Genomic DNA, 11,955 nt, shown 5'->3' on the forward strand with positions numbered 1-11,955 from the left:
GTGCGCACCTCCGTGAAGTTCACCACCACCGCCCTCGCCACCGGAGCGCTGGCGCTCACCCTCGCCGCCTGCGGCTCCTCCTCGACCTCGTCGAGCGGCGCCAGCAGGTCGAACGACGCGAGCAAGCCGCTGGTCGTCGTCGCGAGCCCCACCCCGCACGCGCAGATCCTCGAGTACATCCAGAAGAACCTGGCCGCCAAGGCCGGACTGAACCTCCAGGTCAAGGTCGTGACCGACTACGTCACGCCGAACCTCGCGGTCCAGGACGGCTCCGCCGACGCCAACTACTTCCAGCACCAGCCCTACCTGGACGACTTCAACAAGACCCATGGCACGAACATCGTGTCCGTCGAGGCCGTCCACCTGGAGCCGCTGGGTCTGTACTCGCAGAAGGTGAAGTCCGCCGCCGCGCTCGCCGACGGCGCCACCGTCGCCATCCCCAACGACGCCACCAACGAGGGCCGCGCGCTCCAACTGCTGGCCGCGAACGGGCTGCTCAAGCTGAAGAGCAGCGCGGGGACCACGGCGACCCCGGGCGACATCACGGACAACCCCAAGCACCTGAAGTTCCAGGAGATCGACGCGGCCCAGTTGCCGCGCACCCTCGGCGACGTCGACGCCGCCGTCATCAACGGCAACTACGCGATCGACGCCAAGCTGAACCCGAAGAAGGACGCGCTGCTGCTGGAGAAGGCGCAGGGCAACCCCTACGCCAACATCCTCGCCGTCAAGGACGGCGAGCAGAACGACCCGCGTGTGAAGAAGCTGGCCGAGCTGCTGCACACGCCGCAGGTCAAGCAGTACATCGAGGAGACCTTCTCGGGCTCGGTCATTCCGGCCTTCTGAGGGAGCGAGTAGCCTCGTTCTCCCACACGCCGTCACCTCCGCGTCCCGGCACGCCGCGGCAAAGAGGTGACGGCGGCCCCCACCCTGGAGCATGATCGTTCCATGAGCAGCAGCGATGCGGCGGCGGCGTCCGGGCCGAAGGGATGCGCGCCGGTCTTCCCGGAGATCACGATCAACACCGATCGCCTGGTGCTGCGCGCGTTCGATCCCGACGACGCCCCCGCGCTCGCCGAGATGATGAACGACGACATGGTCCACCAGTGGACCACCGCTCCCCATCCCTACGCCCTGCGCGACGCGCAGGCCTGGGTCCACACCCGCTCGCTGGGCGAGCGCGTCGCCGGTCGCGGCTTGGCGCTTGCCGCGGTGGAGTTCCTGACCCAGCGTCTGATCGGCACGGTGCGCCTGCGCGCGACGGACTGGCGCCTGCGCAGCACCGAGCTCCAGGTCGTCACGGCCCCCTGGGCCCGGGGCGAGGGCTACGCGGGCGAGATCGCCCACGCGGTGGCCCGCTGGCTCTTCGAGGACCAGAAGTTCGAACGCCTGGAGCTCCGCACGGCGGCGGGCAACATCGCCGCCCAGCAGGTCGCCCAGAAGCTGGGCGCGATCAGCGAGGGCGTCCTTCGCAGCGCCTGGCTCGTCCGCGGCCCGGACGCGGAACACACCACCCGCTCCGACCTCATCATCTGGAGCCTCCTCCCGGAGGACCTCGACCCGATCTGGTCCTGAAGATTCGGTCCTGCACTTTTCACTCCCGCGGCCAGGTGCACTGTCCCGGGGCGCGGGGAACCGCGCGAGAAACCACGGCGTGCGAATGACCCTGCGCGCTCGGCCTGCCAACTGCGTGGGTGGCTTGTCGCGCCCACGCGGCGGAGCCGCAGGTCGGATGAGCCCCGCGCCCCTGTCGACTGCAGCGACGTGCGGGAGTGGAGTCCCCCTGGTCGCGCCGACGCGGCGGAGCCGCAGGTCGGATGAGCCTCGCGCCCCTGTCGACTGCAGCGACGTGCGGGAGTGAAGTCCCCCTGGTCGCGCCCACGCGGCGGAGCCGCATCTCGGCGCAGTCCCGTTGACCCTGGCAGGGTGAAGCCCACTGCGGGGGGGGGTGCAACTGGCCCCCGTGATCCTTGGCGGCTAGCCTGTGCGAGGCCCGGGTGGAGGACGACGGTGGGGGACAAGGTGCGGAGCGACCGCCATGGCTGACCGGGTGACCGTGATCGGCTGGGACGGCTCGCCGCTCGGCGACGCCGCGCGTGCCGCGCTGGACGCGGCCACCCTCGTTGCCGCGGGCAGCGTGCCCCTGCGGGCGCTCAGGCTCGCGCCCAGCGTCGAGCGGATGGCGCTCGGCAGCGTCGAGCTCGTTGCGAGGCGCATCGCCGAGCACCGCGGGACCGCCGTCGTCGTCACGGACGGGGACCCCGGATTCTTCGGTGTCGTGCGCACTCTGCGGCGGCCCGAGTACGGGTTGGAACTCGAGGTGCTGCCGGCCGTCTCCGCCGTCGCCGCGGCCTTCGCGCGGGCGGGGATGCCCTGGGACGACGCCCAGATCGTCTCCACCCACGGGCGCGGGCTCCGCCGCGCCGTCAACATCTGCCGGTCCCACCCGAAGGTCGCCGTGCTGACCGCGCCGGGCGCGGGGCCCTCCGAGCTCGCGCTCATGATGCGCGACGTGCACCGCACCTTCGTGATCTGCGAGTCCCTCGGCACGCCTGAGGAGAACGTCACCGTCCTCACCTCCGACCGGGTGCCCGACCACCTGTGGCGGGACCCGAACGTGGTGCTGGTGATCGGCGGCTCGGGCAACGGCGGGACGTTGCCGCCGTCGGGATGGCTGGCCGGGCGGCCCGTCGACTTCCCCGGCAAGGCCGGACGCGGCTGGGCGCAGCCCGCCGAGCCGCCGTCGCCCGCGCCGGAACGACGGACGGCGGAACTGCCCGCGCCCGTGGCGGCGCTGGCGCTGGCCCGGCTCGGGCCGCGGCCGGGCGATCTGGTGTGGGACGTCGGGGCCGGCGACGGCGCGCTCGCCGTGGACGTCGCGCGCTGCGGCGCGGCCGTCATAGCCGTGGATCAGGACCCCGACGCCTGCGCCCGACTGGACGTCAGCGCGCGCCGCGCGGGCGTGGAGGTGCAGACCGTGCTCGGCGCCGCGCCGGCGGTGCTCGCCGACCTGCCCGAGCCCGACGTCGTACTCGTGCGGCAGGGGGCCGCGGTGCTCCAGGCCTGCCTGACCCGGCGACCGGAGCGGATCGTCGCCCTGCCGCGCACCACGACGGAGCTGGAGGAGGTTCGGCGCGCTTTCGCGCGGTCCGGATACCGCGCCGAAGGCAGCCTGCTGCAGTCCTCTTCGCTCGATGCGGAAGGCGAGTTGGGGGCTTCCGCGCCCCGGTGGGTGCTGTGGGGGGACCGCGCGTGAAGGCTTCGTGGACGAGCCGGGGAGTGTGTCCGCCGCGCAAGACCGTGGCGTCCGGCGTCACTGACGGCAGGTAGGCTGACGGCGTGTCCCGAGGGGCGCGATGCAACGTGGCGGAAGCCACAGCATCGTCGGGCGTGCGCGTTGGCCATGGCCCCCGGTGGGACGGAAGAATGCCGGTGTGGCCGGGGCGATCGTGCCGGTTGCCACGGTTCTGTCGTTCTTCTTTGTGGCGGGCGGGGTGTGCACCGGTCCGTCGCAGTGAGGCGAGGACCGGAACGGTGGGTGTCGTGGCCGCAGCCGCGGTGCCGTGGACGCCAGGCGGCCCTGGAAGGAGCCAGTGACATGAGCGAGACCGGCAACGTCCCCCACGGGGGCCAGGTACCGGGCCTCGAGCCGGAGCAGGTGCCGCAGCACGTCGGCTACGCCGCCGAGCAGGGCCCCGTGCAGGGTGTCCGGCCTGCTTACACCTTCCTCGACGACGTCGACGAGGAGGAGGACGAGCTGCTCATGCCCGGCCCGCAGGGCGCGTGGAACGAGGGCGCCCGCGGCCAGGAGTACCCCCAGGCGCAGCACCTTCCGCCGGTCGTTCCCATCGTCCCGGGTCAGCCCGGTGTCGCCGGGATGGAGATGCCGGGCATGCCGGGCACCTACGAGCCGGGCGCGCAGACGCACTCACCGGCGCACGGTGAGCCGCCCGCGCCCTCCTGGCCCCCCATGGCGCCCCCCGGGGCCGAGGTTCCGCACGCGTCCGCGTCGCAGCCGCTGACGCCTCCGGCGATCGACCCGCTCACCGATCCGCTGTCGTCCGTCCTCGGCCAGTCGGCCCCGGTGGGTCAGCAGCCGGGCCTGCCGGGTGACCTGTCCGCGGCTGACCCGTACGCCGCCCAGGGCTACACCACCGACCCGTACCTCGCCGCCGCCGGCATGTCCGGCCTCCCGGTCGAGACCTTCGCGCCGACCGAGCAGATCGAGCCGGCCGAGCAGACCGGGCCGGCCGAGCAGTTCGGGCAGAGCCTCCCGGCCCCCGAGGTCGCGGCTCCGGCCGCCGCGGCGGCCCCGACGCCGCAGGCTTTCGAGTCGTCCGCCGCCGACGGCGGGGAGGCTCAGGCGCAGCAGGCCGCGCCCCGCCGCCCGCTGCACGCCGGGCCGCCGATCCCGGACCCGTCCCTGATGACGGGCCAGGTGCCGGTCCGCTCCCTCGCCGACCGCGGCCCGAGCAGCCACGGCGGCAACGGCTCGCTCCCGGCGGGCACGCCTCCCTACGGCGTCGCGGCCCCGAACGGGCCAGCGACGCTCGGCGGCGCGCCCGAGTACCTGGACCAGTCCGCCGCCGCCCAGGCCGCCGCCGGGGCCACGGCCACCGTGACGGTGACCGTCCCGATGCAGATGCCGTCCCCGGACAGCACGCTGGGCGGCTCGGCCGCCCAGGTCGAGACCGCGCTGCAGAACGGAACGGCCGCTCCCGCCGAGCCCGTTGCCGAGCCTGCCGCCGAGCAGGCCGTTCCCACCGAGGCGACCGCTTCCGGGCCGTTCGTGATGGAGTCGGTCCCGGTCGAGCCCGTCGCGGTCGAGCCCGCCGAGCCGATCGCCATGGAGCCGATCGCCATGGAGCCGATCGCCGTCGAGGCGGCGGCGCCGGTGGCCGAGCCCCAGCCGGTGGCCGGGCCCCAGCCGGTGGCCGAGTCGACCGTCGCGGCCGAGTCCGCCGAGGCCGAGGGCACGTCCGAGCCGGTCGCTCCGGTGCAGGGCGGGGCCGTTGACGCTGCGCCGATGCGGATCGCCTCGTTCCTCGCCCCGCCGTCCCAGACCCGCGCTCCGGTTCAGCCCGAGGAGACCGCGCAGGGCAGCGGCCTGCTGACCGGCGAGCTGCTGGTCGAGCCGGTCGCCGAGCCCGTCGCCGCCGGCCCCGCGGCCGAGGCCGAACAGCCGCTCGCCGAGCAGCCCGCCGTCGAGCAGCCCGCCGAGGCCGAGGCGCCGACGTCGGCCGAGCCCGTCGCCGAGACGGCCGTCGAGACCCCCGCCGAATCGGCGGCCGAGCCGGCCGCCCAGCCGGTGACCGAGTCCAGGACCGAGCCGGGCGCCGAGGCGCCCGCCGAGGTCGCCGAGGTCGCGGCTGAGCCGGTCGTCGAGCCGGTCGACCAGCCGGTGGGGGAGCAGGGCGCGGAGTCAGGCGCGCAGCCGGGCACCGAGGCGCCGGGGAAGTCGGACGTGGTGGAGGCAGAGATCGTGGCGGAGCAGGCCGTCGAGCAGGTGCCGGAGACGCAGGAAGCCCAGTCGGCCCACGAGCCGTCACAGGCGGCGGCCGTCGAGCCGACCATCCCGCACCAGACGTCAGAGGCCGTCGTCCCGGCCGCCGTCAGCGAGCCCTCCCCGGCCGCGGACGCGCTGGCCGATCCCGCCGCCCAGAGCGAGCAGGACCGCGCGGAGGCCACCGACGAGACCCCTGCCGCCGAGGCAGAGGAGCTGGGCGACGCCGCTCCGGGCTACGCCGAGGACATGCGCGAGGCCGTGCACCGCGTGATGCGCGAGCGCCGCGACATCCGCAACGGCTTCCGCTCCGACCCGATCCCGCACGAGGTGCTGATCCGGGTCCTGGAGGCCGCGCACACCGCGCCCAGCGTCGGCTACTCGCAGCCGTGGGACTTCGTGGTCATCCGCTCGGCCAAGACCCGCACCAAGATGCACGAGCTGGCCGAGCGTCAGCGCGACATCTACGCCGAGTCGCTCCCCAAGGGCCGCGCCAAGCAGTTCAAGGAACTGAAGATCGAGGCCATCCGGGAGACCCCGGTCAACATCGTGGTCACCGCCGACCGCACCCGGGGCGGCCGCCACACCCTCGGCCGTCACACCCAGCCGCAGATGGCGCCGTACTCGGCCGCCCTCGCGGTCGAGAACCTCTGGCTCGCGGCGCGCGCCGAGGGCCTCGGCGTCGGCTGGGTCAGCTTCTTCGACGAGGAGGAGCTGGTCCGCGAGCTGGGCCTGCCGGAGCACCTGGAGGTCGTGGCCTACCTCTGCGTCGGCTACGTCAACGAGTTCCCCGAGGAGCCGGAGCTGGCGCAGGCCGGCTGGGCCAAGAAGCGCCCGCTCTCCTGGGTCGTGCACGAGGAGACCTACGGTCGCCGCGCCCTGCCGGGCGAGGAGCCGCACAGCGTGCTCCAGGAGACCCTGCGCGGCATCCGCCCGCTGGACGCCAAGGCGCTCGGCGAGGCCTGGGACCGCCAGAAGCGGATGACCAAGCCGGCCGGTTCGCTGGGCATGCTGGAGATAATCTCCGCGCAGCTGTGCGGGCTCTCCCGCAAGTGCCCGCCGCCGATCCCGGAGCCCGCGTGCGTCGCGATCTTCGCGGGCGACCACGGCGTGCACGCCCAGGGTGTGACCCCGTGGCCGCAGGAGGTCACGGCGCAGATGGTCGGCAACTTCCTGGCGGGCGGCGCGGTCATCAACGCGTTCGCGAGCCAGCTGGGCGCCGAGGTCTGCGTGGTCGACGTCGGCGTGGCCTCGGAGCTGCCCCCGGCGCTCGACTCGGGCCGCACCACCGGCCTGCTGCCGCGCAAGGTCCGCCCTGGCACCGGCGACATGACGCAGGGCCCCGCGATGACCCGCGAGGAGGCCATGCGGGCGCTCGAGGTCGGCATCGAGACGGCGCGCGACCTGGTCGCGGCGGGCAACAAGGCGCTGGTCACCGGCGACATGGGCATCGCCAACACCACGGCCGCCGCCGCGCTGATCTCCGTCTTCACCGGCGAGGACCCGGCATCCGTCACCGGCCGCGGCACGGGCATCGACGACGAGACGCACGCCCGCAAGGTCGCCGTCATCCGCCAGGCGCTGGAGCTGCACCGCCCGGACCCGTCCGACCCGATCGGCGTCCTGGCGGCGGTCGGCGGCCTGGAGCACGCCGCCATCGCGGGCTTCCTGCTGGGCGCGGCGTCGTTGCGCACGCCCGTCATCCTGGACGGCGTGATCGCCGGCTCGGCGGCGCTGGTCGCCAAGGCGATCGCCCCCGAGGTCCTGGCGGCGTGCATCGCCGGCCACAGGTCGGCGGAGCCGGGCCACAAGGCCGCGCTGGCCAAGCTGGGCCTGCGTCCGCTCATCGACCTCGACCTGCGCCTCGGCGAGGGCACGGGCGCGCTGCTGGCGCTCCCGCTGGTCCAGTCGGCGGCACGGGCGATGCACGACGTGGCGACGTTCGACTCGGCGGGTGTCACCGAGAAGCACTAGGCCCTACCCGGGCGAATCGCTTCTGCACGTGCGGTGGATCACCTTTCGCCACTGCCGGGAGTTGCACTTTGCTGGGGGCGCGAGGAACTGCGCGACGAGCCACCCCGTGTGGTGAGCCCCTGAACGAACAGGGCCATCCGCGCAGGGTGGTCGTTCGCGCAGTCCCCGCGCCCCTGGTTGTTCTCCACGTCCGTTCGCAAAGTTCCCGGGAGTGCCCATGCCCACCGCCCCGCTCGACGACGAGGCCACCCCGCCGTACCCCGTAGGCCTGCGCCTCGCCGGGCGGAGGGTCGTCGTGATCGGTGGTGGCGTGGTCGCTCAGCGGCGGCTCCCGGCCCTCCTCAGCGCGGGGGCCGACGTCGTGGTCGTCTCCCCGGAGACGACCCCCGCCGTCCAGGCGATGGCCGATGCCGGCGAGCTCCGCTGGGAGCAGCGTGCTTACCAGGACGGCGACCTCGCCGACGCCTGGTACGCGATGGTCGCCACCTCCGACCCGGCCACGAACGCCGCCGCGGCCGCCGAGGCCGAGGCGCAGCGGATCTTCTGCGCGCGCAGCGACGACGCCGCCGCCTCCTCGGCGTGGACGCCGGCCAGCGGGCGCGAGGAGGGGACGGTCGTAGCCGTCCTCTCCGGTGACCCGCGCCGTTCCGTCGCCCTGCGCGACGCGATCGTGGGCGGCCTCCGCGACGGCAGCCTGGCCGCCGCGCACCACCGGGGGCGGACGCCGGGCGTCGCGCTGGTCGGCGGCGGGCCGGGCGATCCGGAGCTGATCACCGTCAAGGGCCGCAGGCTCCTCGCCGAGGCGGACGTCGTGGTCGCCGACCGCCTCGCGCCGCGCGAGCTGCTGGACGAGCTGCCGCCGAGCGTCGAGGTCATCGACGCGTCGAAGATTCCCTACGGCCGGTTCATGGCCCAGGAGGCGATCAACAACGCGCTGATCGAGCACGCCAGGGCGGGCAAGTTCGTGGTCCGGCTCAAGGGCGGCGACCCGTACGTCTTCGGGCGTGGCATGGAGGAGCTGATCGCCTGCGCCGAGGCGGGCGTGCCGGTCACAGTCGTGCCGGGCATCTCCAGCTCCATCAGCGTGCCGGCCGCCGCCGGCATCCCGGTCACGCACCGGGGCGTGACGCACGAGTTCAGCGTCATCTCGGGGCACGTCGCGCCCGAGGACCCGCGCTCGCTGGTCGACTGGGACGCGGCCGCGAAGATGCGCGGCACGCTGGTGCTGCTCATGGCCGTCGAGCGGATCGCCGCCATCTCGGCCGCCTTGGTCGCGGGCGGGCGCGCGCCGCAGACGCCGGTCGCGGTGATCCAGGAGGGCACCACCTCCGCGCAGCGCGTGGTGCGCGCGACGCTCGCGACGGTCGCCGACGTCGTCGCCGCCGAGGGGATCAGGCCGCCGTCCATCGTCGTGATCGGCGACGTCGTCGCCTTGGCAGGCTGAGCCCGAGGGGGAAGGATTCGACCGTGGCCGAGCTCATCACCATCGAGGACCCGGAGGACCCGCGCCTCCACGACTACGTCGCGCTCACCGACGTGGACTTGCGCCGCCGCCGCGAGCCGGAGGAGGGCCTGTTCATCGCCGAGGGCGAGAAGGTGATCCGGCGCGCGCGGATCGCCGGCTACCGGATGCGGTCGATGCTGCTCTCGGCCAAGTGGATCGACCAGCTGAAGGACGTCATCGACGAGGTCCCGGCGCCCGTCTACGCCGTGACGCCCGCCGTGGCCGAGCAGGTGACCGGCTACCACGTGCACCGCGGCGCGCTCGCCTCCATGCAGCGCAAGCCGGCCGTGCCGGTCAAGGACGTGCTGGCCGGCGCGCGCCGGGTCGCGGTCTTCGAGGACCTGGTCGACCACGCCAACATCGGCGCCGCGTTCCGCAACGCCGCCGCGCTCGGCGTCGAAGCCATCCTGCTCAGCCCGCGCTGCGCGGACCCGCTCTACCGACGTGCCGTCAAGGTGTCGATGGGGGCGACCCTCAGCCTCCCCTACGCGGTCCTCGATCCCTGGCCGGACGGGCTCACGGAGCTGCGCGACGCCGGCTTCACCATCGCGGCCTTCTGCCTCGCGGACCACGCGATCTCCCTGGACGAGTTCGCCGCCCGCGGGCACGAGCGCGTCGCGCTCGTCTTCGGCACCGAGGGCAACGGCCTCAGCACGGCGGCGCTGCGTGCGGCGGACGAGTGGGTCACCATCCCGATGTCGAACGGCGTCGACTCGCTCAACGTCGCCGCGGCCTCGGCCGTGGCCTTCTACGCCACCTCTCCCTGAGGTCGCGACCGCGCGCTGCACGACCGCGCGCTACACGACCGCGCGCTACACGACCGGGCCCCGCCCGGGCTCCCAGCCCGGGTCGCGGCCGGTCAGGGCCAGCAGACGGTCCAGCAGCGGCGCGTCCTCGGGCACCGCGACGGACGGGCCGAAGAGGCCCGGAACGCCCTCGGGGTTCTGCGCGGCGACGGAGCCGACCCACGCGTGGGCGGTCTCCAGCGCCTCGGTCAGCGAGCGGTCCGAGCCGGGAAAGGGCTGACGGGTGGCGGCGGCCAGGTCCCAGCCGTGGACGAGCACCTCGTCCAGGCCGGACGCCCCGGCGACCGGCGCGGGCAGTTCGAGGCCGCCGACCATGGTCACGCCCTCCCATGCCTCCTCGGGCCGCCAGGCCCCGGCCAGCGCGTCCAATCCGGCCGCCAGCCGGTCCCGCCAGTCCTCCCCGAGGCGTGACGCGTCCGGCTCCCGCGCCCGGCCGCCGTCGGGCAGACGCTCCTTGCGGGCCGCCGCCGCGAACGCGACGCTGAGCCCGTCGATGTGGTCCAGCAGCCGACCGACCGAGATCCCGCCGCACGGCGTCTCCAGGTCCAACTGCTCCTCGCGCACCCCGCGCACGAGCCGGGCCACCACGTCGGTCGCCGGGCGGAAGTCGACGGGCCGGAACCCCGCTGTCCCCGGATCCGCTGTCGCCATGGCCGTCCTCCTCCGATTCGTCCCTCGGGGACGAGTCTCCCGGCAATCGCCCCCACCCGGCGGGACCGACCCCCGGCGCGTCGAGCGAGTCACGCGTCGCGGGCGCTCAGCGGCCTCAGGTGCGGACGCGCTTGAGGCCGAGCAGGACGCGGTAGCGGTCGCGGGCGCGGAAGGCGGCGAGGGGCCAGAGGGCCGGGTGGCCGACCTCGCGGGAGAGGTGGAGGACCCGGTCCGGGCCGAGCCAGACGCCGAGATGGGCGCCGTAGGGGTCGCCGGTCGGGGCGAAGAGGAGGAGGTCCAGCGGCTCGGGAGCGGGGACCTCGCGCGTCGCCGTGCGGTCCGTCCACAGCTCGGCGGAGCGCAACGGCGGCAGCCGGAGGCCGAAGTGGGCCAGGACCGCGTAGGCGTAGAGCTGGCAGTTGGCCCCGTCCGCGAGCCCCGGTCTGGCGGTCACCGCGGGGGAGCCGGGGTAGCGGGCGGCGACGTACGGCACGTGGAGAAGCTCGGGCGACAGGAGGGCCGTGAGGTCCGGGACGGCCTCGTGCCGGGGGAGGTCCACGTGGTCCGTCCTGCTCCCCGGCCCGGAATCAGCCGTGGGCCGGGGACGCGGTGGGGGAGGAGCCGAGGGCCTGGGCGGCGGGCGAGCCGGATCCCGGGGCCGACGCCGAGGAGGAGGGGACGGCCGGGGAGGACGCCGCGCCCGTGCCCGGCCAGGTCTCGGTCATCGTGCCCTTCGCGGCGACCGTGTAGCGGGTGGTGCTGACCGTGCGCCCGCCGCTCTGCGGCGTGCGCTCCTCGCGCAGCACCGCGCCGTTCTGGATCTGCCAGACGCTGGTGCCGTTGGGGTCCCCGGTGGTGGCGTGGGCGGCCAGCAGAACCGGTTCTGCACCGCTGCGGACCCGGTAGAGCTCGATCATGTCCTCCGGCACGGCCCGGTCCCGGCGGGTGAGCACGACGACCGCCGCGGCCTCGCCCTGGTAGCGGGCGGCGAGCACGGTGGTCAGCGTCACCGGCGCTCCCGGAGCGGTGCCGTGACCGTTCGACAGGTCGATGCGCGAGCCGTCGGCGGGGTCCTGGTAGGAGCGCGAAGCCCAGTCGACGGCCGCGACCGCACGCTCCGCCGGGTCGCTCGCGGCGACCGCCGTCAGGCCCGCCGAGGCGTCCTGCGCCGAGGCCGGCGCGGCCGCGGAGGCCCTGGCGCCCTGCGGGGACGGCGACACCGCCCCGCTGCCCTTGGCGGTCCGGTTCTCGCAGCCCTGCGCGGTGGCGATGGCCAGCGCCACGCCCAGGGTCACCGTGATGAACACGATCAGCCGCTGCCGCAGCAGCCGACGCCGCGCCGCAGGGCCGCCCGGACGGGCGGGCGGCGGCGTGCGGAGGGGCCCGCCGGACGGCTTGCGCGCCGGACGGGGGGACGGGGTCCGCGGCGACGGGGTGCGCGCGCCGGGTGCGGGCCTCGCGCGACGCGTCGGATGCTCGCCCGAGTGACGTGCGGGCTCGCCGGGGTGGCGTGGGGG

8 protein-coding genes and 1 pseudogene are annotated in these 11,955 nt (G+C 74.8%); 6 read left to right on the forward strand and 3 right to left on the reverse strand.

Translation table 11 applies throughout. The features are described 5' to 3' along the window. The 6 genes from TR48_RS03645 to TR48_RS03670 all read left to right on the forward strand — a co-directional run bounded on the left by TR48_RS03645 (position 1) and on the right by TR48_RS03670 (position 9,748). Positions 1–846 (forward strand): MetQ/NlpA family ABC transporter substrate-binding protein, encoded by an 846-nt coding sequence (locus TR48_RS03645; RefSeq protein ID WP_042364358.1) that lies wholly within the window; start codon positions 1–3, stop codon positions 844–846. A gap of 102 nt (positions 847–948) precedes the next feature. Continuing rightward, positions 949–1,575, forward strand: a complete 627-nt coding sequence (locus TR48_RS03650) for a GNAT family N-acetyltransferase (protein WP_042364359.1) — start codon at positions 949–951, stop codon at positions 1,573–1,575. A gap of 463 nt (positions 1,576–2,038) precedes the next feature. Further along, on the forward strand, positions 2,039–3,256 hold the full coding sequence (gene cbiE, locus TR48_RS03655) for a precorrin-6y C5,15-methyltransferase (decarboxylating) subunit CbiE (protein WP_042364360.1): 1,218 nt from the start codon (positions 2,039–2,041) through the stop codon (positions 3,254–3,256). Positions 3,257–3,598: 342 nt separating this feature from the next. Then, positions 3,599–7,477, forward strand: coding sequence for a nicotinate-nucleotide--dimethylbenzimidazole phosphoribosyltransferase (gene cobT, locus TR48_RS03660; protein ID WP_042364361.1), 3,879 nt, complete (start codon positions 3,599–3,601; stop codon positions 7,475–7,477). A gap of 217 nt (positions 7,478–7,694) precedes the next feature. Beyond that, positions 7,695–8,921 (forward strand): uroporphyrinogen-III C-methyltransferase, encoded by a 1,227-nt coding sequence (cobA, locus tag TR48_RS03665; RefSeq protein WP_042364362.1) that lies wholly within the window; start codon positions 7,695–7,697, stop codon positions 8,919–8,921. A gap of 23 nt (positions 8,922–8,944) precedes the next feature. Continuing rightward, positions 8,945–9,748, forward strand: coding sequence for a TrmH family RNA methyltransferase (locus TR48_RS03670; RefSeq protein ID WP_042364363.1), 804 nt, complete (start codon positions 8,945–8,947; stop codon positions 9,746–9,748). Positions 9,749–9,793: 45 nt separating this feature from the next. On the opposite strand, the gene TR48_RS03675 is transcribed toward TR48_RS03670, so the two are convergent. From TR48_RS03675 to TR48_RS44195, 3 genes and pseudogenes are all read right to left on the reverse strand, one after another. Next, on the reverse strand, positions 9,794–10,438 hold the full coding sequence (locus TR48_RS03675; protein ID WP_042364364.1) for a TIGR03086 family metal-binding protein: 645 nt from the start codon (positions 10,436–10,438) through the stop codon (positions 9,794–9,796). Between the two features lie 115 nt (positions 10,439–10,553). Next, entirely contained in the window at positions 10,554–10,997 is a 444-nt protein-coding gene (locus TR48_RS03680) for an NlpC/P60 family protein (RefSeq protein ID WP_042364365.1), read from the reverse strand. Between the two features lie 28 nt (positions 10,998–11,025). Then, a pseudogene (locus TR48_RS44195) lies at positions 11,026–11,955 on the reverse strand (hypothetical protein); the annotation flags it as partial.

This window comes from Streptacidiphilus neutrinimicus, from assembly GCF_000787815.1.
In the GTDB taxonomy this organism is placed as follows: Bacteria; Actinomycetota; Actinomycetes; order Streptomycetales; family Streptomycetaceae; genus Streptacidiphilus; species Streptacidiphilus neutrinimicus.

Excerpts from the sequence above, each read along its gene's own strand:
- TR48_RS03650 (WP_042364359.1), top strand. The coding sequence starts at position 949 with ATGAGCAGCAGCGATGCGGCGGCGGCGTCCGGGCCGAAGGGATGCGCG.
- cbiE (WP_042364360.1), top strand. The coding sequence starts at position 2,039 with ATGGCTGACCGGGTGACCGTGATCGGCTGGGACGGCTCGCCGCTCGGC.
- cobT (WP_042364361.1), top strand. The coding sequence starts at position 3,599 with ATGAGCGAGACCGGCAACGTCCCCCACGGGGGCCAGGTACCGGGCCTC.
- cobA (WP_042364362.1), top strand. The coding sequence starts at position 7,695 with ATGCCCACCGCCCCGCTCGACGACGAGGCCACCCCGCCGTACCCCGTA.
- TR48_RS03675 (WP_042364364.1), bottom strand. The coding sequence starts at position 10,438 with ATGGCGACAGCGGATCCGGGGACAGCGGGGTTCCGGCCCGTCGACTTC.